Below are 22,529 nucleotides of genomic sequence, written 5' to 3'. Positions count from 1 at the left end.
AGCTTGAAATTTTATATTCAGTTTGCTGCTACTAAATAAAGCAGGTTTTGGATGTTACTGCAATAGAAAACTTTGATTTTCATACAAGGATGGGGATTAGTCGTTAATGACGGCGATCCCCATTTCCTTCATTAAAAAGCAGGCATTCATATTTTGCGCAACTCCGTTTCTCATTTGGTAAGAGAAGGTGAGTTCGTTGTTCGTGATGTCAGCTTCGAAACAGTAATTCCGGATATTTTGTGGGAAAGAGTCCACTAAAGTTCCTAGCAACAAGTCATGAGTGGCGATGATGCCATTGGTGTTCATGTGCATGAATTGTTTGATGAGGGCGAAAGAACCTTTCTGTTTATCCATAGAGTTTGTACCTTTCAATATTTCATCAAGGATGATGAAAAGTTCTTCTCCTGCTTCAAGCTTGTCTATGATTAATTTAAGTCGCTTGAGTTCGGCAAAGAAATAAGATTCGTTGTCGGCTAAGGAGTCACTGGTTCGAAGGCTGGTGACGAGGCGAGCCGGATATATTTCCATCCGCTTTGCCCAAACGGGAGCCCCTATACATGCTAGTAGATAATTCACTCCTACAGTACGTAAATACGTGCTTTTTCCTGCCATATTGGCTCCTGTGATAATAATAAAGAAAGGACGTCTTTCAATGTCTATTCCGTTGCGTACACATTTGTTGCGATCCATTAAAGGATGCCCCAAAGCTTCAGCCTGCAGATGGAAAGATTGAGCAGCAATGGTAGGATAGATGTAATCCGGATGATTATATGCGAATGTTGCCAGAGAACAATAAGCGTCAATTTCTCCGATGGTTTCTATCCAGCGGGGAAGGTCAGATGCGTGGATTTCTTTCCACTTCTCGATTCGTATCACTTGGCGCAGCTCCCAGAATATCAGTCCATTGAGTATCGTGCTTATTAGCAGATTGCTTCGTTGATCGAGCGCGTTCATCAGTTTTGAAAGCTGGCGTACTGCTTGAGAAGCGGTTTGATTCTGACTTGTAAGTTCCGTTTTTAACTTTTGCAGTATATGACTTTGCATTTCTTTCTGTTCAGTGAGAAGAATCTGGTCAGCGTATGTCGAAAGAATTTGTAGCTTTTCTCCGTAGGTCGTTTGTAGTTTAGTGATTCCTTTAGAAAAAATAGTGCTGAATAATACAAAGCCAACAAACACTCCTCCTGCAATACTGGCCGAGATAATACCTAAAATGGCTAGACCTATACATAAGAAATTAATGATCGTTACCGCTGTCGGGAGGATGCGTAGAAGCGTACGCTTCCGATAATAACTTGGACTGTTTGCCCATTCTTTGATTTCGGTGGTATCGGCAGGTTTTCCTTTATAGAGTAAGCCGAGCAAGCGGATTTGTTGGCGATATTCTAGGTCTGTGGACAATTCATGTATAGCTTCCTGGCGATGTTCAATAGCTTCTTTGTTTTCCAGATGTGCATTGAACCAGCTTGCAAGATGCTGTTTGCCAATAGGCGTTGCAGTGCGGTTGATGTATTGGAAAAGAGAATGTTCGCCAAATACGTCTAAATCAAGAGTGTAGAGATGAGATGGATTAACAAATTCTTTTCCATCATCAAAATCAGAAAAGTCATATTGCATGGCGCGTAGCTCCTGCTCATTGATTTCTATTTTCTTTTTCAGAAAGTCTTTTCGGTAGAACCAGAAATTATGGCGTTTTACCAGCCAGATGAATAAGATAAAAGGTAAGATAGCGAAAGCAGAGAGACATAGCCACCCATCAGACCAAAAGATAATAGCATTTGCTACAGCTCCTACGAATAAGATCAGGCGGAGAAGACTGATATAATAGATACGTTTCCGTGCATTCTGTAACTCCAGTTCTGTTTTCTGAATGATTTGCTGATATGTAGTAATGATCTGTTCTTGTTTTTCCATGACAAATTTAATTCTTTTCCACAAAGGTAATATAATTCATGACGGTCGGGATAAGAGCTTGTTTTTGTCGAGAGCAGATTTACTGTTTATTAACGGAAGATAGAAAGGAATAACAAGCTCATATTATGACTTGTTTGGATAATGCCTTTATTAGCTGTAAGGAATGGGGTATATAAGTTCTGTTTCCGTTTAATAAGAGTAGGGGGCATTTCCTGATAGCAGCTTTTTTTCAATATTTCTTTTCTCATTCTTGCATTTATCCGCTAAAATTTATAACTTTCCACTCGAAAAGGCGTTAGACAGGAAAGGAGGATGCTTATGAAGAAAGGATGTATCTTATGTTTGCTGATAAGCGTGATTAGCCTTCCGTTAATTGCGCAGAATATTATTTATTCCAACCTGAAAGAGTTGCTGGCTCAACATGGTGATACCACAGCCGTGTTGCGTGTAGAAAAACGTTCCAGAAATCAGATTGTATTGACAGGAGGGGCTGATTACCGGATAACGGCCGGTGATGACGAGTTGATGTGTCGACGCTTGAAGAAGCGTTGTTTTGCCGTGCGTGACGAAAAAGGAGATTTATATTTGAATTGTCGTAAGTTGCGCTATAAAAAGTTACGCTTTGGAGCATGGTATGCCCCTGCCGTTCAATTGGGTAAAAATATCTATTTTTGTGCCATGCCTCTAGGCTCGGTTATCGGAGGAAACTTTGTAGAAGAGGATGACGTAAAACTGGGAGGGAATATTGGCGATGCTCTTGCCGCTTCAAGTTTGGTTACGAAACGCGTCTGTTATGAGCTAAATGGTGAAACAGGAAAAGTCGATTTTCTAGGAAAAGATAAAATGCTTCAATTATTGGAGAATTATCCGGAACTGAAACAGGCATATTTGAAAGATGATAGTCAGGAGGCGAAGCATACCTTTAAATATTTGTTGGAGTTGCGGAATAAACAAAAAAAGTAATTTTGTCGATCTCTGTTGGTATAGCAGAGAAAGAGTATGTTCATAATACAATCATGGTCATAGTGATATGATTAGGGTGCGGATTATGCAAATAACACAGAACTCATGGCTTTGATTTAATGGAAAAATCCGCTATCCATTTTAATAAAAGCCCTATTAGTCCGTTTGGATAAAAGACCTGCATTTGTATCTGTATAAAAGCATAAGAGACTCCTGACATTGCCTGTATCTTACCATTCTATTAAGCAGTAAATGTAATAATGCCTTTCTGATAATAAATCTGTTATTTCTCTTGTCTTTTATCTTCTTTTTTTCTATATTGCGAAGAGTTATAAGACTGTATTGCTTACAGTTTGTAATCCTTAATTCTGTTTATTATGAGAATAACTCTTGGCAACACGCTACCTCCTTATCCGGATTTTGTAGAAGGTATCCGGAGAGCTCCCGACCGTGGTTATACACTTACCCCGGCGCAGACCATCACAGCTTTAAAAAACGCTTTGCGTTATATTCCCTCCGAGTGGCACGAACAACTGGCTCCTGAATTTATGGAAGAACTACGCACTCGCGGGCGGATTTACGGATACCGTTTCCGTCCTGCCGGAGACTTGAAAGCAAAGCCGATTGATGAATATCAGGGGCAATGTATTGAAGGCAAAGCCTTTCAGGTAATGATTGACAATAACCTTTGCTTCGATATAGCCTTATATCCCTACGAACTTGTTACTTATGGTGAAACCGGGCAAGTTTGCCAAAATTGGATGCAATATCGACTGATTAAGCAATATCTGGAAGAACTTACCCAGGAACAGACACTGGTTATTGAATCCGGACATCCATTGGGGCTTTTCCGCTCCCGTCCCGATGCTCCCCGCGTTATAATTACCAATTCGATGATGATCGGACAATTCGACAATCAACATGATTGGCATATTGCCGCCCAGATGGGAGTTGCCAATTACGGACAGATGACAGCTGGTGGTTGGATGTATATCGGTCCTCAAGGCATTGTGCATGGCACTTTCAACACCCTCCTGAATGCCGGACGATTGAAACTCGGAATTCCACAAGACCAAGATTTGCGGGGACACTTATTTATTTCTTCCGGTTTGGGAGGAATGAGTGGTGCACAACCTAAAGCAGCCGAAATAGCAGGAGCAGTCTCCATCATAGCCGAAGTAGATCGTTCACGCATTGAAACACGCTACCGCCAGGGATGGGTAGGGCATGTGACTGCAGATATCATAGAAGCATACCGGATGGCAACTGAAGCAATGCGACGTCGTGAACCTTGTTCCATTGCCTATCATGGAAATATAGTAGACCTGCTCGAATATGCCGAGCGCGAAAAGATTTTGATCGAACTATTATCCGATCAAACCTCCTGTCACGCCGTTTACGAAGGCGGATACTGCCCAGCCGGACTGACTTTCGAGGAACGCACACGCCTTCTTCACGAATCGCCGGAGCAATTCCGTCACTTGGTAGACATATCTCTGCGCCGTCATTTCGAAGTCATCAAGAAATTGGTAGCCCGCGGAACTTATTTCTTTGATTATGGAAATTCTTTTATGAAAGCCATATACGATGCCGGAGTAAAAGAAATCTCCTATAATGGTGTTGATGAAAAAGACGGATTTATCTGGCCAAGTTATGTCGAGGATATTATGGGACCCCAACTCTTTGACTACGGCTACGGTCCGTTCAGATGGGTTTGCTTGAGTGGCAAACACGAAGATCTGATAAAAACAGACCATGCGGCTATGGAATGTATCGACGTCAACCGGCGCGGACAGGATCTTGACAACTACAATTGGATACATAATGCAGAAAAGAATCAGCTCGTGGTGGGTACACAGGCACGTATTCTGTATCAGGATGCAGTTGGGAGAATGAACATTGCCCTCCGTTTCAATGAGATGGTTCGCCGGGGTGAAGTAGGCCCTATTATGCTGGGACGAGACCATCACGACGTAAGCGGTACGGATTCTCCTTTCCGGGAGACGTCGAATATCAAAGACGGAAGTAATGTGATGGCAGATATGGCTGTGCAATGTTTTGCCGGAAATTGTGCCCGTGGAATGAGTCTGGTAGCCTTACACAATGGAGGTGGCGTCGGCATTGGTAAAGCAATCAATGGCGGTTTTGGTATGGTATGCGACGGTAGCGAACGGGTAGATGAAATACTTCGTTCGGCAATGCTTTGGGACGTAATGGGAGGAGTAGCCCGCCGTTCGTGGGCGCGTAATCCGCATGCGATGGAAACGAGTGAGGCATTTAATGAGTCCCATGCTGGAGATTATCAGATAACAATGCCGTATGTGGCGGACGAAGAATTAATAAAGAAGATGGTTACATCTATTGTGGGAAAGTAGTCTCACAATATAAGAGAAAACATTCCCATAATATGAGGGAGTAAATTCCCACAATATATGGAACAGTTTAAACATGCGGTTATTTTGAATAAACCATGTGGCTATTTGATGTAAAACATATAGTTATTCAGTAAAGTATAACCTCTATAATAATAGATATTTGGTATGAGTTGGAATAAGATTATTGAATGCGTCCCCAATTTTAGCGAGGGACGTGATTTGGAGAAAATAGATCAGATAGTAGCCCCTTTCCGTGCTAAAGCCGGAGTAAAACTGCTTGATTATAGTAATGATGAAGACCATAATCGTCTGGTCGTCACACTTGTGGGAGAACCGGAAGCACTGTATGAAGCAATAGTTGAAGCCGTCGGTGCAGCTGTCTGTTTGATCGACCTGAATCAGCACACCGGGCAACATCCTCGTATGGGAGCGGTAGATGTGATCCCTTTCATCCCGATTAAGAATACCAGTATGGAAGAAGCCATCGAACTCTCTAAAAAAGTAGCAGCGAAAGTTGCGGAGCTATATAATCTTCCCGTCTTCCTGTATGAAAAGTCCGCTACTGCGCCACATCGGGAAAATCTCGCCTCCGTTCGTAAAGGTGAATTTGAAGGAATGGCCGAAAAGATCAAACTACCCGAATGGCAACCTGACTTCGGACCTGCTGAACGACATCCGACCGCAGGTACCGTAGCAATCGGAGCCCGTATGCCACTCGTAGCCTACAATATTAATCTAAGTACAGATAATCTGGAGATAGCCACTAAGATTGCGAAAAGTATCCGCCATATCAATGGAGGACTTCGTTATGTAAAAGCAATGGGGGTGGAACTGAAAGAGCGAAACATTACCCAAGTATCCATTAACATGACCGACTATACCCGTACCGCACTTTACCGTGCCTTCGAATTAGTACGTATCGAAGCCCGTCGTTACGGTGTTACGATTGTAGGTAGCGAAATAATCGGCCTTGTACCGATGGAAGCTTTGATTGATACCGCTTCCTACTATCTCGGACTCGAAAACTTTACCATGCAGCAAGTTCTCGAAGCTCGTATCATGGAATAGTCAATAAGAAAATAAAATGAATCACAATTGCTTTATGGCAAACATCATTCTAAAAAACGTGCTATTCATATCTCCATTTATTATATGAACTAATTATGATGAACTATTTATGAGTGAAAACCTAATCATATTTAACGCCCGTATCGTAACCCCCATCGGCTTTTCCGCCCGTAAAGGAGAGGAAATGTCTCAACTGCAAATCATAGAAAACGGAACCGTGGAAGTGACCAAAGGAATCATTACTTACGTTGGTGAAAACCGTGGTGAAGACCGGGATGGTTACTACCAGCACTATTGGCATTATAACGCTCGCGGACATTGCCTTTTACCCGGTTTCGTCGATTCCCATACCCATTTTGTATTTGGTGGAGAACGTTCCGAAGAATTCTCCTGGCGTCTGAAAGGCGAAAGCTATATGTCAATCATGGAGCGGGGAGGGGGAATTGCAAGTACCGTAAAAGCCACCCGGCAAATGAACTACCTTAAACTTCGTTCAGCCGCCGAAAGCTTCCTGAAGAAGATGAGTACTATGGGAGTAACCACCGTAGAAGGTAAAAGTGGCTATGGCCTGGACCGGGACACAGAATTACTACAACTAAAAGTAATGCGCAGCCTGAATAACGCTGAGCATAAACGCGTCGATATAGTCTCCACTTTCCTCGGCGCCCATGCCCTTCCCGAAGAATATGCAGGGAGAAGCGACGAATACATCGACTTCCTGATTCGTGAAATGCTTCCCCTTATCCATTCCGGTAAGTGGGCAGAATGTTGTGATGTCTTTTGCGAACAAGGTGTTTTTTCTATCGAACAATCCCGTCGCCTGCTTCAGGCAGCCAAGGAGCACGGTTTCATATTGAAACTCCATGCTGATGAAATCGTCTCCCTCGGTGGGGCCGAACTGGCAGCCGAACTGGGAGCACTATCTGCTGACCACCTCCTGCATGCTTCCGATGCCGGCATCCGTGCAATGGCTGATGCCGGAGTTGTGGCTACCCTGTTGCCTTTGACAGCTTTTGCCCTGAAAGAACCCTACGCACGAGGTCGTGAAATGATTGACGCCGGTTGTGCTGTGGCACTCGCTACCGACCTGAATCCCGGCAGTTGTTTCTCCGGTTCCATCCCGCTGACCATTGCTTTGGCCTGCATCTATATGCAAATGAGCATCGAAGAAACCATCACCGCCCTGACCCTGAACGGAGCCGCCGCCCTTCAACGAGCCGACCGTATTGGAAGTATCGAAGTTGGCAAACAAGGCGATTTCATCATTCTCAATTCCGACAACTATCATATTCTACCTTATTATATAGGCATGAACTGTGTAATCATGACTATTAAAGGCGGCATGTTATATCCCGTCGCTTAATAGTTACCCCACTCATTCATTAATCACTTAAAACTGAATACCATGTTAGCAGATTTAACCGTAAAAGATTTCTTAGATAAAGTAGCTTGCAGTGACCCTGTGCCCGGTGGTGGCAGTATTGCCGCTTTGAATGGAGCACTGGCTTCCGCGCTTTCCACGATGGTGGCACGGCTCACCGTAGGAAAAAAAGGATACGAAGCCAGTGAAGAAGTAATGCAACACGCACAAACAATCACACTCCGCTTACTGGACGAATTTATTGCACTTATTGATAAAGATTCCGCTGCCTACAACGAAGTCTTTGCCTGCTTCAAACTTCCTAAAACAACCGACGAAGAGAAAGCTGTCCGAAGTGCCGCCATTCAGGAAGCAACCAAACAAGCTGCCCTCGTCCCGTTAGAAGTAGCCCGCAAAGCACTGGATATGATGTCCGTCATAGCAGATGTTGCCCGTTTGGGTAACCGTAATGCCGTCACAGACGCCTGTGTAGCCATGATGTCTGCCCGTTCCGCCGTATTGGGAGCCTTGCTGAATGTTCGTATTAACCTCGGTTCGCTCAAAGACAGAGATTTTGTCCTCCAGCTGCAAACCGAAGCCGATGCCATCGAGCAAACCGCCTGTCAGAGAGAAAAAGAATTGTTGGATGCCGTAAATCAAGACCTGCGCGTATGAGTAAGAATGTATACCATATCGGTTCCGGAGCACTGACCTTCGAAATCATCGAACGAATTATAAACGAAAACCTGAAACTGGAACTAGCCCCCGAAGCCAAGTTACGCATCCAGAAATGCCGTGACTACCTCGACCAAAAAATAGCTTCTTCCGAAGAACCATTATACGGCATAACAACAGGTTTCGGCTCTCTATGCACTAAAAATATATCTCCCGATGAACTGGGAACCCTCCAGGAGAACTTGATAAAAAGCCATGCTTGCAGCGTAGGCGAAGAAATCCGCCCCGTCATCATCAAACTGATGATGCTTCTCAAAGCCCACGCCCTCTCATTGGGACATAGCGGCGTACAAGTTATCACCGTGCAACGCATCCTCGATTTTTTCAATAATGACGTCATGCCAATTGTCTACGACCGCGGTTCCCTTGGAGCCTCCGGCGACCTGGCACCGCTCGCCAATCTTTTCCTTCCTCTGATAGGTGTCGGTGATGTTTACTATAAAGGAAAAAAGTGCGAAGCCATCAGCGTACTCGACGAGTTTGGCTGGGAACCGGTCAAACTAATGAGCAAAGAAGGACTAGCCCTGCTGAACGGCACCCAATTTATGAGTGCCAACGGTGTGTTTGCTATGCTCAAAGCCTTTCGCCTCTCGAAAAAGGCCGACCTGATAGCCGCCCTTTCCCTCGAAGCCTTTGACGGCCGTATCGACCCGTTTATGGACTGCATCCAGCAAATCCGTCCCCATCAGGGACAGATTGAGACAGGCGAAGCCTTCCGCAAACTACTGGCAGGCAGCGAACTAATCGAACGCCACAAGGAACATGTGCAAGATCCCTATTCCTTCCGCTGCATCCCACAAGTACATGGCGCCACCAAAGATGCCATCCGCTACGTTGCCTCCGTACTGCTGACCGAAATCAATTCCGTCACGGACAACCCCACCATCTTCCCCGATGAAGACCGGATCATCTCCGGTGGAAACTTTCACGGGCAACCGCTTGCCATCTCTTATGACTTCCTCGCCATCGCCCTGGCCGAATTGGGAAATATCTCCGAACGCCGTGTCTCCCAACTGATTATGGGACTCCGTGGACTACCTGAATTTCTCGTAGCCAACCCCGGTCTGAACTCCGGCTTCATGATTCCCCAGTATGCCGCCGCCTCCATGGTCAGCCAGAATAAAATGTACTGCTATGCAGCTTCTAGCGATTCCATAGTCTCCTCCAACGGACAGGAAGACCATGTAAGCATGGGTGCCAATGCCGCCACCAAACTCTATAAAGTGATGGACAACCTGGAACATATCCTTGCCATCGAACTGATGAACGCCGCACAAGGCATCGACTTCCGCCGCCCGCAGAAAACCTCTCCCGTTCTTGAGCGTTTCCTCCATGCCTATCGGAAAGAAGTGCCTTTTGTAAAAGATGACATTGTGATGTACAAGGAAATACATAAAACAGTCGCCTTCCTGAAGAGGACACAGATTGAATACTGACAATAAATTGACCCTTTTTTGCTTTTCGTTAATAATGGTGACTGTTATTGCCGGGTAAGTGTCGATTCTTATCGATATTTATCCGGCATTTATTGGCTCCCATCTCTTCTATTAGCGATAAAACTTTACTTCCTATATTCCCTCCTTTTACCTTTCCTTTGTGTTTGTTCCAAATTTCCTATTAACACTTGTTTTCATTTCACTCTATTGAATGATAATAAATCCCAAATGGACTATAAATAGCTGGAAACTTAATTTGTTGATTGAGTTTTCTATATATCTTTGTTCCGTTTTTCCTTTGGAAATGAAGAGAAAACGAAAACTGCATTTTAATAAAATAGAAAAACGGATGATGACAGAGCATGGAAAGGACGCTTCCCAACGGGTAGAGTTAAGAGAACGGATCATAACGGCGGCAACAGAAGCTTTTACTTCAAAAGGCATCAAGAGTATTACAATGGATGACATTGCAGCAGCATTAGGAATTTCCAAACGTACGCTCTACGAAGTCTTTTCGGATAAAGAATCGTTGTTGAAAGAATGCATACTGAAGGCACAGGCAGACAGAGACAAGTATTTGCAGAAAGTCTTTGAACAGTCGCACAATGTGTTGGAAGTGATACTTGCAGTCTTTCAGAAAAGCATTGAGATGTTTCATCAGACGAACAAACGCTTTTTTGAAGACATTAAGAAATATCCCAAAGTATATGAGATGATGAAGAATCGGCAGGACAGCGATTCGATGAAAACCATGTCCTTCTTCAAAACAGGAGTAGAGCAGGGCATCTTTCGTTCGGATGTAAACTTCGCTATTGTCAATTTGCTGGTACGTGAGCAATTTGATGTGCTTTTGAATACGGACATCTGTAATGAATACCCTTTCATTGAAGTGTACGAATCCATCATGTTTACTTATATACGCGGTATCTCCACCGAAAAAGGAGCAAGGGTACTGGAAGACTTTATACAAGAATATCGCAAGAACCGCATCGAAGACTAGAGTAAAAGTGAGGTTCTATTGACAAACAATTAAGATTAAATTAGAAATTCAGTTTATGAACAAGATGAAAAGATTGACAGGTCGGAAGATCCTTCTGGTAGCTGTGGCATTCTGTGCATTTGGTTTTGCAAAGGCGCAGGACACGCAGACGGAGAAGAATACCCTAACCTTAACCTTAGACAAAGCCTTGGAAATTGCATTGGATGAGAATCCGACAATGAAAGTGGCAGCGGAAGAAATCGCCTTAAAGAGAGTTGCCAGCAAGGAAGCCTGGCAAAGTCTGTTGCCGGAGGCCAGCATTGCCGGTTCCTTAGACCATACAATTAAAGCGGCTGAAATGAAATTGAACGATATGTCGTTCAAGATGGGGCAAGACGGTTCGAACACCGCCAATGCCGGGTTGAGTATTAACCTGCCACTCTTTGTGCCGGGTGTTTACCGTGCTATGTCGATGACAAAGACGGATATTGAACTGGCAGTAGAGAAGTCACGTGCTTCCAAACTGGATCTGGTGAATCAGGTAAGCAAGGCTTATTATCAGTTAATGCTTGCACAGGATAGCTATGAAGTGCTTCAAGGCAGCTATAAACTGGCAGAAGATAATTACAATGTAGTGAATGCCAAATATCAGCAGGGAACTGTGAGCGAATATGACAAGATCAGTGCGGAAGTACAGATGCGCAGCATTAAGCCGAACCTGATTGCGGCAGCCAATGCGGTGACTTTGGCTAAATTACAGTTAAAAGTTCTGATGGGCATCACTGCCGATGTGGAGATAAAGATTAATGATAATCTGACCAACTATGAGACGACCATGTTTGCCAATCAGTTGAAAGAAGAGAATGTGAATCTGAACAACAATACCACCATGAAGCAGTTGGACTTGAACATGAAGTTGCTCGAAAAGAATGTAAAGTCTTTAAAGACGAACTTTATGCCGACTCTTTCCATGAGCTTCTCCTATCAATATCAGTCATTGTATAATCCGAATATCAATTTCTTCGATTATAACTGGAGCAACAGTTCCAGCCTGATGTTCAATATCAGCATACCTTTATATAAGGCAAGCAATTTTACGAAAGTGAAATCTGCCCGTATCCAGATGCGCCAGCTCGATTGGAATCGTATCGATACGGAAAGACAGTTGAATATGCAGATTGTCAGTTGTCGCAATAATATGAGTGCTAGCACAGAGCAGGTAGTCAGCAACAAGGAAAATGTGATGCAGGCAAAGAAAGCGGTGGTGATTGCCGAAAAACGTTATGATGTAGGTAAGGGCACGGTGCTCGAACTGAACAGTTCCCAAGTGTCACTGACACAGGCGCAACTCACCTACAATCAGTCCATATACGATTACCTGGTTGCTAAGGCAGACCTCGATCAGGTTCTGGGAAAAGAATAAAGATAGACAACTAAAAAATTACAAGTAAGGAATATGAAAAGAAGTATCCAATTGGTAGCCCTGCTGTTAACTGTGTTTATGGGCTCATGTACAGGTGGAAAAGACAAAGCTGCTGCGGAACATGTGGACGCAAAGCCTATTGTGAAGCTGGCAGACGTAAAAGCCCGCCCCGTAGATCAAATACAGGATTACACAGCAACGGTGGAAGCCGAAGTAAAGAATAATATTGCGCCTTCGTCTCCCGTACGTATCGATCAGATTTTCGTAGAAGTGGGCGACCGCGTATCCAAAGGACAGAAACTTGTGCAGATGGATGCAGCCAACCTGAAACAGACGAAGCTGCAACTAGATAATCAGGAAATAGAATTCAACCGTATCGACGAATTATATAAAGTGGGCGGTGCGTCCAAATCAGAGTGGGATGCTTCGAAGATGCAACTCGATGTGAAGAAAACCGCTTATAAGAATCTGCTGGAGAATACCTCTTTGCAAAGCCCTATCAATGGTGTAGTCACTGCGCGCAACTATGATAATGGCGATATGTACAGTGGTGGAGAACCGGTTCTGGTAGTAGAACAGATCACTCCCGTGAAACTCCTGATTAACGTGTCTGAAACCTACTTCACGAAAGTGAAAAAAGGTACTCCTGTCGACGTGAAACTCGATGTATATGGTGATGAAGTCTTTACAGGAACCATCAACCTGATTTACCCTACCATAGATGCTACTACCCGTACATTCCAGGTGGAGATCAGACTGGATAATAAAGACCAGCGTGTGCGTCCGGGAATGTTTGCCCGTGCGACATTGAACTTCGGTACAGCAGAAAACGTAGTTGTTCCTGATTTGGCTATCGTTAAGCAGGCAGGTTCCGGCGACCGTTATGTATTCGTTTATAAAGATGGTAAAGTATCTTATAATAAGGTTGAACTGGGTAGACGCATGGGTACGGAGTACGAGTTGAAATCCGGTGTGCCCGATAACTCACAGGTTGTAGTTGCCGGACAGTCACGTTTGGTGAACGGTATGGAAGTAGAGGTGGAAGCCTCTTCCCAACTTTCTTCCAAATGAGAGATGTACAGTACCTTTCTCCCAATGCTTTTATTAATTAACCTGATTTCAAAACGATCTTCCGGCTTCCTCTTCTTGGGAGAGGAGTGGGGAGAGGCTTTTAAATAAAACAACATGAGTTTATACGAAGGTGCGGTTAAGAAACCGATTATGACCTCCCTCTGCTTTCTGGCAGTGGTGATTTTTGGTCTTTTCTCTTTGTCCAAGTTACCTATCGACTTGTATCCGGACATTGACACGAATACAATCATGGTAATGACCGCTTATCCCGGAGCAAGTGCTTCGGATATAGAAAATAATGTGACTCGCCCGCTCGAAAATACGTTGAATGCGGTGAGCAACCTGAAACATATCACCTCCCGTTCTTCCGAGAATATGTCATTAATTACATTGGAGTTCGAGTTTGGTAACGATATTGACGTTCTCACCAATGATGTGCGCGATAAACTCGACATGGTAAGCTCACAGCTTCCCGATGATGTCGAGAATCCGATCATCTTCAAATTTAGTACGGACATGATTCCGATCGTGTTGCTTTCCGTACAGGCCAATGAGAGTCAGTCAGCGCTTTATAAGATATTGGACGACCGTGTGGTAAATCCGCTGGCACGTATTCCGGGAGTCGGAACCGTCTCCATCAGTGGTGCACCGCAACGTGAGATTCAGGTATATTGCGACCCCAACAAACTGGAAGCCTATCACCTGACTATTGAAACAATCAGCTCCATTATCGGAGCCGAGAATAAGAACATTCCCGGTGGTAACTTCGATATTGGTAGCGAAACCTATGCACTGCGTGTAGAAGGTGAGTTTGATGATTCCCGTCAGTTGGCAGATGTAGTGGTGGGTACACACAATGGGGCGAATGTCTTTTTGCGTGATGTAGCCCGTATTGTCGATACCGTGGAAGAACGTGCACAGGAAACCTATAATAATGGTGTGCAAGGTGCTATGATTGTAGTTCAGAAACAGTCGGGAGCCAATTCGGTAGAAATCTCCAAGAAAGTGGCCGACGCGCTGCCGAGGCTTCAAAAGAACCTGCCGAGCGACGTGAAGATTGGTGTCATTGTCGATACCTCGGACAACATTTTGAACACCATCGACAGTTTGACGGAAACCGTTGTTTATGCCTTGCTCTTTGTTGTCATCGTCGTGTTCCTCTTCCTGGGACGTTGGCGTGCGACGCTGATTATCTGTATCACTATTCCGCTTTCGTTGATTGCTTCGTTCATTTACTTGGCGATTAGTGGAAATACGATTAATATTATTTCGCTTTCGTCACTTTCTATTGCTATCGGTATGGTGGTGGATGATGCGATTGTGGTACTTGAAAACGTAACGACCCATATCGAGCGTGGCTCCGATCCGAAACAGGCAGCCGTGCACGGAACAAATGAGGTGGCAATCTCTGTAATTGCTTCTACGTTGACCATGATTGCCGTGTTCTTCCCGTTGACGATGGTAAGCGGTATGTCCGGTGTGCTTTTCAAACAGTTGGGTTGGATGATGTGTGCCATCATGTTTATTTCTACGGTCGCCGCACTATCTTTGACTCCGATGCTCTGTTCTCAGTTACTTCGCTTGCAGAAGAAACCATCGAAAATGTTCAAGCTCTTCTTTACTCCGATTGAGAAAGCGCTCGACGGACTTGATACTTGGTATGCGAAGATGTTGAACTGGGCTGTACGTCATCGTCCGATTGTGATTGTGGGATGTATTGCTTTCTTCGTTGTCAGTTTGCTGTGTGCAAAGGGCATCGGTACGGAGTTCTTCCCGGCACAGGATAATGCCCGTATTGCCGTACAGTTGGAACTTCCAATCGGTACACGAAAAGAGATAGCGCAGGAATTATCTCAGAAGTTAACCAACCAATGGCTGACGAAGTATAAAGACATAATGAAAGTCTGTAACTATACAGTCGGTCAGGCTGATTCTGACAACACTTGGGCATCCATGCAGGACAATGGCTCACATATAATCTCGTTCAACATCAGTTTGGTAGACCCGGGTGATCGTGACATCACTTTGGAAGCAGTCTGTGATGAGATGCGTGAAGATTTGAAAGCCTATCCGGAATTCAGTAAAGCACAGGTAATCCTCGGAGGTAGTAACACGGGTATGTCCGCGCAGGCAAGTGCCGACTTTGAGGTTTACGGATACGATATGACAGTAACCGATAGCGTAGCAGCCCGTCTGAAACGTGAATTATTGAAAGTAAAAGGCGTGACCGAGGTAAATATCAGCCGTAGTGACTACCAACCGGAATACCAGGTAGACTTCGACCGTGAAAAACTGGCGATGCATGGCTTGAATCTTTCAACTGCTGGTAACTATCTGCGTAACCGTGTCAATGGTGCGGTAGCATCTAAATATCGTGAGGACGGAGATGAATATGATATCAAAGTGCGTTACGCACCTGAATACCGTACAAGCCTGGAGAGTCTCGAAAATATCCTCATTTACAATGCACAGGGACAATCCGTTCGTGTGAAAGACGTCGGAAAGGTAGTCGAACGTTTTGCACCTCCTACCATCGAACGTAAAGACCGCGAACGTATCGTGACCGTTTCCGCTGTAATCTCCGGAGCTCCGCTGGGCGACGTAGTGGCTGCCGGAAATAAGGTGATAGATAAAATGGATCTTCCGGGAGAAGTCACCATCCAGATTTCCGGTTCGTACGAAGATCAGCAGGATTCATTCCGCGATTTGGGAACACTTGCCATCCTGATTGTTGTTCTGGTATTTATCGTGATGGCAGCGCAGTTCGAGTCACTGACTTATCCGTTTATCATCATGTTCTCCCTGCCGTTTGCGTTTAGTGGTGTCTTGATGGCACTATTCTTTACGAACAGCACATTGAGTGTCATGAGTTTATTGGGAGGTATCATGTTGATTGGTATTGTGGTGAAGAACGGTATTGTGCTTATTGACTACATTACCCTTTGTCGAGAACGTGGATTGGCTGTTTTGAACTCTGTGGTAACAGCAGGTAAGAGCCGTCTTCGTCCGGTACTGATGACCACCGCTACTACCGTTCTCGGTATGATTCCGATGGCTATCGGTGGCGGTCAAGGTTCGGAAATGTGGAGTCCGATGGCAATTGCCGTAATCGGTGGTTTGACGATATCTACTGTTTTGACATTGATTTTGATTCCTACTCTATATTGTGTATTCGCGGGAACTGGTATCAAGAACCGTCGTCGTAAACTCCGCCGTCAACGTGAATTGGACGTTTATTTCCAGGCGAATAAAGATAACATTATTAAGAAATAACAGAAAAGAAATATGAAATCAGTATTGATAACATTCGACCAGGCTTATTACGAACGAATCATGGCGTTGCTCGACCGTTTGGGTTGTCGTGGCTTTACATACCTTGAAAAAGTACAGGGACGTGGTTCGAAAACAGGCGATCCGCATTTCGGAAGCCATGCCTGGCCAAGTATGTGCTCGGCTATCCTGACAGTGGTAGAAGATAACAAAGTCGATTCATTGCTCGACACCTTGCATAAAATGGATTTGCAGACGGAACAATTAGGTTTGCGTGCATTTGTGTGGAACATTGAACGGACCATTTAAATGTGATCCGGTAGATAGATAAAAAGGAAAGGAGAATCTAATAAATAATGTAGATTCTCCTTTCTTTTTGTGGCTTTTGTCTATCTTTGCGGTCGTTTGGGATTTTAGAAACATTATGGAGATAATAAAGAATTATTTGAAATATTCGTTGTGGTTCGTACTGATTGTATTTGCAGCCTTACTCGGGCTTCATTGGCTTCCGGTACTGACCATTGACGGGCACACGATGAGGCGTGTAGACCTTTTGAGCGACCTTCGTTATCCGGAATCGGAGATTGCCACAGCTGATTCGGACAGTATCCCTTTGCCTCCAGTTGTAAAGCCGGTCTTTGTAGATACTTGTCGTGCAGGTATGACTTGCATTGAAGATTACAGTGATTCCACCCTCCGGGGGATGGCTCCTTTTTATGAAGCACTCAATCGTATCTCTTCCAGTGATTCAGATGACTCTGATGACAAACAGGTACGCATTGCCGTATTCGGAGACTCTTTTATCGAAGCGGATATATTTACAGCCGACTTGCGCGAAATGCTTCAGAAACAATTCGGCGGTTGTGGTGTAGGTTTTGTTACCATCACTTCCATGACAAGCGGTTACCGTCCTACGGTACGGCATACATTTGGCGGATGGTCCAGCCATGCAGTAACAGACAGTATCTATTTCGATAAGAAGAAACAAGGCATTTCCGGACACTATTTTGTCCCCCGGAACGGAGCTTATGTAGAACTACGCGGACAAAATAAATACGCCTCCCTGCTCGATACTTGCCAACGTGCTTCTATCTTCTTCTATAATAAAGATTCCGTTCTTCTTTCTGCCCGTGTGAACAAAGGAGAAAGCAAGAATTACTCTTTAGGCCCTTCTGATGGATTACAACAAGTTCAGGTGGACGGACGCATCGGTTCTATCCGTTGGACAGTAGATCGTGCGGACTCTGCCCTGTTCTATGGCTTGGCAATGGATGGAAAGAAAGGAATCATTCTCGATAACTTCTCGTTGCGTGGCAGTTCCGGTCTTTCCCTGCGCGGTATTCCGGTACAAACGTTGAAGCAGTTTAACCGCCAGCGTCCTTACGACCTGATTATCCTCGAATATGGATTGAATGTAGCTACCGAACGGGGACGCAATTATGATAATTACCAGAAAGGATTGATTACAGCTATCGAGCATCTGAAAGAATGTTTCCCACAAGCCGGAATTCTGTTATTGAGCGTTGGCGACCGTGATTATAAGAACGAAAACGGCGAACTCCGTACCATGCCCGGTGTTAAGAATCTGATTCGTTATCAGCAGAACATTGCTGCTGAAAGCGGTATTGCATTCTGGAATATGTTTGAAGCAATGGGCGGAGAAGGCAGTATGGCAAAACTCGTCCATGCCAAACCCTCTATGGCAAACTACGATTATACGCATATAAACTTCCGTGGCGGTAAGCATTTGGCTGGATTGCTTTATGAAACCATGATCTATGGTAAGGAACAATACGACAGGAGGCGTGCTTATGAGAAAGAGTAACCTGCTGTCCATCTTTATTCTCATTCTCGCCGGTATGTTGAGTGTCCCTTGTTTTCTTACAGAAACAATCGCGCAAGACCGTATGCCTGTATGCTCTCCATTGGGAAAGACTGCAAAGCGGATAAAGCCTTTACGGGAAATGAACTGGGCGAATGATACGATCAACGTACAAGTAGCCTTCCCTGCTGCTTTTCGCGAAACCGGACGGAATGAGATTATTGACAGCATTGCTCTGCTGGCTCCCGTCTTTGAACATCTCCGCCAGGTACGTGCCGGACTCTCCGAAGATACACTCCGCATCGTTCATATTGGCGATAGCCACGTGCGTGGACATATCTATCCCCAAACCACCGGTGCCCGTTTGGCAGAAACCTTTGGTGCCATTTCTTATATTGATAAAGGCGTCAACGGAGCTACTTGCCTAACATTTACCCATCCGGATCGTATTACCGAAATCGCTGCCTTGAAACCCGAATTGCTGATTCTCTCTTTCGGAACCAATGAAAGCCATAACCGGCGTTATAATATAAATGTGCACTACAATCAGATGGATGAACTTGTGAAACTGTTGCGCGACAGTCTTCCTAACATCCCCATTCTTCTGACTACCCCTCCCGGTTCCTATGAAAGTTTCCGGCAACGGAGGCGTAGACGCACGTATGCCATCAATCCCCGTACGGCAACAGCAGCGGAAACTATCCGCCGTTATGCCAAAGACCATCGCCTGCTCGTGTGGGATATGTATGATGTAGTCGGAGGGAAGCGTCGTGCCTGCACCAACTGGACGGAGGCAAACCTGATGCGTCCCGATCATGTACATTATTTACCTGAAGGATACATCCTGCAAGGAAATTTATTATACCAAGCACTTATACAAGCATATAATGACTATGTTTCCCATTGATATAGATTTCAGTAGACTAAAAGAGGTACTTACCTACGATCCGCAAGCCCCGATGATATTCAGCAGCGGTATCTTCCTTTGGCTGTTCGCTGCTTTCATGGTAGTGTATGTGTTGTTACAACGTAAATACACTGCCCGTATCTTGTTTGTCACCCTTTTTTCCTATTATTTCTACTACAAGAGTAGTGGCACATACTTCTTTCTGCTTGCTATAGTCACCGTTGCCGACTTCTTTCTTGCACAGCTAATGGATCGTGCAGAAGGGTATTGGAAACGTAAAGGATTAGTAGTTTTGAGTCTGAGTATCAATCTGGGACTTCTTGTCTATTTCAAATATACCAATTTCCTGGGTGGAGTGATAGCGTCATTGATGGGAGGAGAGTTTACCGCCCTTGATATATTCCTGCCGGTCGGTATCTCTTTCTTTACTTTCCAGTCGCTAAGCTACACCATCGACGTTTACCGGAGGGACATAAAGCCATTGACGAATCTTTTGGACTATGCTTTCTACGTATCTTTCTTCCCCCAGTTGGTGGCAGGACCTATCGTGCGTGCCCGCGATTTTATCCCGCAAATCCGGAAACCTCTCTTTGTTTCGCAGGAGATGTTCGGCCGCGGAATCTTCCTGATCGTATCCGGTCTTTTCAAGAAAGCCATTATCTCCGACTATATCAGCATCAACTTTGTAGAACGTATTTTTGATAATCCTACTCTCTATTCGGGTGTTGAGAATCTGATGGGAGTGTATGGTTATGCTTTACAGATTTACTGCGACTTTTCCGGATATAGTGACATGGCTATCGGTATCGCTTTATTGTTGGGCTTTCATTTTAATCTCAACTTTAATTCTCCTTATAAGTCTGCCTCCATTACCGAATTCTGGCGTCGTTGGCACATCTCTTTGTCCAGTTGGCTGCGGGATTATCTGTATATTTCTTTAGGAGGAAACCGAAAAGGTAAGTTCCGGCAATATCTGAATCTTATCATTACCATGTTTCTGGGTGGATTATGGCATGGCGCATCTTGGAACTTCGTTCTTTGGGGAACCTTCCACGGAGTTGCTTTAGCATTGCATAAAATGTGGATGACCATCACCGGGCGTAAGAAAGGAGAACAAAGTCATGGTTGGCGGCGTGTATTCGGAGTGGTTATTACTTTCCATTTTGTCTGCTTCTGCTGGATTTTCTTCCGTAATGCCGATTTTCAGAACTCAATGGATATGCTGGGACAGATATTCACTACTTTCCGTCCGCAACTGTTCCCACAGTTACTTGAAGGATATTGGAAAGTATTCGCATTAATGTTGTTCGGCTTCCTGCTTCATTTTGCTCCCGATAGCTGGGAAAATGCAGCTTGCCGGGGAGTGATCCGTCTACCGTTCGTAGGAAAAGCAGTGTTGATGATAGCTTTGATTTACCTTGTTATTCAGATGAAGAGTTCGGAGATTCAGCCGTTTATCTATTTCCAGTTCTGATCCGCCTTCTTTTTAATATCCGGTTGAAGCCGTAATTGGAATATTTTTCCTTTCTTTGTGAAAGGAAAATATAAACATTCTGCTTTATGGAAAACTCTTTCAGTTATCAGCCGGCAGCCGATCGTTACGAACAGATGCCTTATACATATTGTGGCAAGAGTGGCTTGCAGTTACCTCTAATCTCTTTGGGATTGTGGCATAATTTCGGTAGTGTGGACAATTTCAATGTAGCAACCGACATGATTAAGTATGCTTTCGATCACGGTGTTACTCATTTTGACTTGGCAAATAATTACGGTCCTGCTCCCGGAAGTGCCGAAGTAAATTTCGGACGAATCTTGAAAGAGAACTTTCAAGGCTACCGGGATGAAATGATTATCTCTTCCAAGGCCGGTCATGACATGTGGGCAGGTCCTTATGGCGGAAATAGCTCTCGAAAAAATCTGATGGCGAGCATTGACCAAAGTCTCTGCCGGACAGGTTTGGAGTATTTTGATATCTTTTATAGTCATCGTTATGACGGAGTCACTCCAGTTGAAGAAACCATTCAGACATTGATTGATATTGTGAAGCAAGGTAAAGCATTGTATATCGGAATTTCTAAATATCCTCCCGAACAAGCCCGTGTTGCCTATGAGATGATGGCAAAAGCCGGTGTTCCCTGTCTTATCAGCCAATATCGATATAGTATGTTCGATCGTGCGGTTGAGGCTGAATCACTTCCTTTAGCAGCGGAGTACGGTTCCGGCTTCATAGCTTTCTCTCCTTTGGCACAAGGATTATTGACCGATAAATATCTGAACGGCATTCCGGAAGGTTCCCGTGCTGCCCGTTCTTCGGGTTTTCTTCAACAATCTCAAGTGACGCATGAAAAGGTAGAAGCTGCCCGTCAATTAAATGAAATAGCCCGCCGCCGTGGGCAAACGCTGGCTGAAATGGCTTTGGCATGGGTGCTGAAAGACGAAAGAATGACATCAGTGATTGTAGGTGCAAGTTCTGTGAATCAGTTAGCCGACAATTTGAAAGCGCTGGAACATTTGGAGTTCACGGCAGACGAGTTGAAAGAAATAGAGCAAATTTTACCCGGATAAATTCAGCCTGATTCATAAGGAGGTGTCGTATTTACAATTTGAATTCAGCAGTCTCCGCTGAATTCAGCTTCTGCAAATGTTTTTTCATATTCATTTCTCATGTTCTCATAAATGATATGATAATAGTTTGTAAATCAATGATATAATACTATGAGAAATGAACTGTGAAATGGCATTTCTCATAGTATTTCCATCATTTACCCCTAAAAAAGATGCATTTCTCATAGGTTTCAAATCATTTCTCATCTTATTCTCATACTCCTTCTTATTTGTTTTGCTCATTTCTCATACATGATGGCTGCAGCTTTTCCCGGACTCTCGCCGGACTTACGATTATTCCTTTCCCTATGTCGTTTATTAATCAACTTCCTATTGTTTACTGCTTTCCTGTGTATCATTCACCTTATATCTTACTGTTTTCCCTTACTCACTTCCTGCTACTATCTGTATCATTGCACTCGAGTGAACAGATCGTTCCACTCTAGTGGACGGTTCTTTCTACTCTAGTGCACAGGCCTGTCCACTGGAGTGGAACGATATAGATGCCGGTAGAAGACAGGGCAGACGCATTATATTTTTTACTATATTCTCGTTTGTAATTTCCTTACTATATTGTTGGTTATTAACATATTATCATTTGCTAA

General features: G+C 44.4%; 16 protein-coding genes. 15 read left to right on the top strand and 1 reads right to left on the bottom strand.

Going from position 1 to position 22,529, the window contains the following annotated elements:
• Positions 1-96: 96 nt before the first annotated feature.
• Positions 97-1,911, bottom strand: a complete 1,815-nt coding sequence (locus KQP79_RS12230; RefSeq protein ID WP_004310878.1) for a MutS family DNA mismatch repair protein — start codon at positions 1,909-1,911, stop codon at positions 97-99.
• 318 nt (positions 1,912-2,229) lie between these two features.
• Between KQP79_RS12230 and KQP79_RS12225 the strand changes: the two genes are divergently transcribed.
• The 15 genes from KQP79_RS12225 (at position 2,230) to KQP79_RS12155 (ending at position 21,885) form a co-directional block, all read left to right on the top strand.
• A complete protein-coding gene (locus tag KQP79_RS12225) occupies positions 2,230-2,874 on the top strand; it encodes a DUF6563 family protein (protein ID WP_004310877.1) in 645 nt (214 codons plus the stop codon).
• Between the two features lie 377 nt (positions 2,875-3,251).
• Entirely contained in the window at positions 3,252-5,249 is a 1,998-nt protein-coding gene (locus KQP79_RS12220; protein ID WP_004310876.1) for a urocanate hydratase, read from the top strand.
• A gap of 165 nt (positions 5,250-5,414) precedes the next feature.
• Positions 5,415-6,317, top strand: coding sequence for a glutamate formimidoyltransferase (ftcD, locus tag KQP79_RS12215; protein ID WP_004323668.1), 903 nt, complete (start codon positions 5,415-5,417; stop codon positions 6,315-6,317).
• 109 nt (positions 6,318-6,426) lie between these two features.
• Positions 6,427-7,680, top strand: a complete 1,254-nt coding sequence (hutI, locus tag KQP79_RS12210) for an imidazolonepropionase (protein WP_004310874.1) — start codon at positions 6,427-6,429, stop codon at positions 7,678-7,680.
• A 42-nt stretch (positions 7,681-7,722) separates the two neighbouring features.
• Positions 7,723-8,352 carry a cyclodeaminase/cyclohydrolase family protein gene (locus KQP79_RS12205; RefSeq protein WP_004310872.1) on the top strand — a complete coding sequence of 210 codons (630 nt, stop codon included), beginning with the start codon at positions 7,723-7,725 and terminating at the stop codon, positions 8,350-8,352.
• Positions 8,349-9,848, top strand: a complete 1,500-nt coding sequence (hutH, locus tag KQP79_RS12200; protein ID WP_004296315.1) for a histidine ammonia-lyase — start codon at positions 8,349-8,351, stop codon at positions 9,846-9,848. Before KQP79_RS12205 ends, hutH begins: the two co-directional genes overlap by 4 nt.
• 349 nt (positions 9,849-10,197) lie before the next feature.
• Positions 10,198-10,848, top strand: coding sequence for a TetR/AcrR family transcriptional regulator (locus KQP79_RS12195; protein WP_004323670.1), 651 nt, complete (start codon positions 10,198-10,200; stop codon positions 10,846-10,848).
• A 55-nt stretch (positions 10,849-10,903) separates the two neighbouring features.
• The gene (locus tag KQP79_RS12190; protein WP_004310868.1) at positions 10,904-12,250 is read left to right on the top strand and encodes a TolC family protein; all 1,347 of its coding nucleotides are present in this window, start codon (positions 10,904-10,906) and stop codon (positions 12,248-12,250) included.
• Between the two features lie 33 nt (positions 12,251-12,283).
• Positions 12,284-13,321: an efflux RND transporter periplasmic adaptor subunit gene (locus KQP79_RS12185; protein ID WP_004307515.1), complete on the top strand. Its 1,038-nt coding sequence runs from the start codon at positions 12,284-12,286 to the stop codon at positions 13,319-13,321.
• A 114-nt stretch (positions 13,322-13,435) separates the two neighbouring features.
• On the top strand, positions 13,436-16,594 hold the full coding sequence (locus KQP79_RS12180) for an efflux RND transporter permease subunit (RefSeq protein ID WP_004310863.1): 3,159 nt from the start codon (positions 13,436-13,438) through the stop codon (positions 16,592-16,594).
• 12 nt (positions 16,595-16,606) lie between these two features.
• Positions 16,607-16,900: a PG0541 family transporter-associated protein gene (locus tag KQP79_RS12175; RefSeq protein ID WP_004307513.1), complete on the top strand. Its 294-nt coding sequence runs from the start codon at positions 16,607-16,609 to the stop codon at positions 16,898-16,900.
• Between the two features lie 115 nt (positions 16,901-17,015).
• Positions 17,016-18,416: an SGNH/GDSL hydrolase family protein gene (locus KQP79_RS12170; protein ID WP_004310861.1), complete on the top strand. Its 1,401-nt coding sequence runs from the start codon at positions 17,016-17,018 to the stop codon at positions 18,414-18,416.
• Positions 18,403-19,320, top strand: a complete 918-nt coding sequence (locus KQP79_RS12165) for an SGNH/GDSL hydrolase family protein (protein ID WP_032856095.1) — start codon at positions 18,403-18,405, stop codon at positions 19,318-19,320. The genes KQP79_RS12170 and KQP79_RS12165 overlap by 14 nt, the downstream gene beginning before the upstream one ends.
• On the top strand, positions 19,307-20,794 hold the full coding sequence (locus KQP79_RS12160) for an MBOAT family O-acyltransferase (RefSeq protein WP_008646303.1): 1,488 nt from the start codon (positions 19,307-19,309) through the stop codon (positions 20,792-20,794). The genes KQP79_RS12165 and KQP79_RS12160 overlap by 14 nt, the downstream gene beginning before the upstream one ends.
• 86 nt (positions 20,795-20,880) lie before the next feature.
• Complete coding sequence (locus tag KQP79_RS12155) at positions 20,881-21,885, top strand: aldo/keto reductase (protein ID WP_004307509.1); 1,005 nt, start codon at positions 20,881-20,883, stop codon at positions 21,883-21,885.
• Positions 21,886-22,529 lie beyond the last annotated feature (644 nt).

Source organism: Bacteroides sp. DH3716P, from assembly GCF_025914115.1.
Lineage (GTDB): Bacteria > Bacteroidota > Bacteroidia > Bacteroidales > Bacteroidaceae > Bacteroides > Bacteroides ovatus.
Note: the sequence above shows the minus strand (reverse complement) of the source record. Positions and strands in the feature narration are given on the sequence as shown.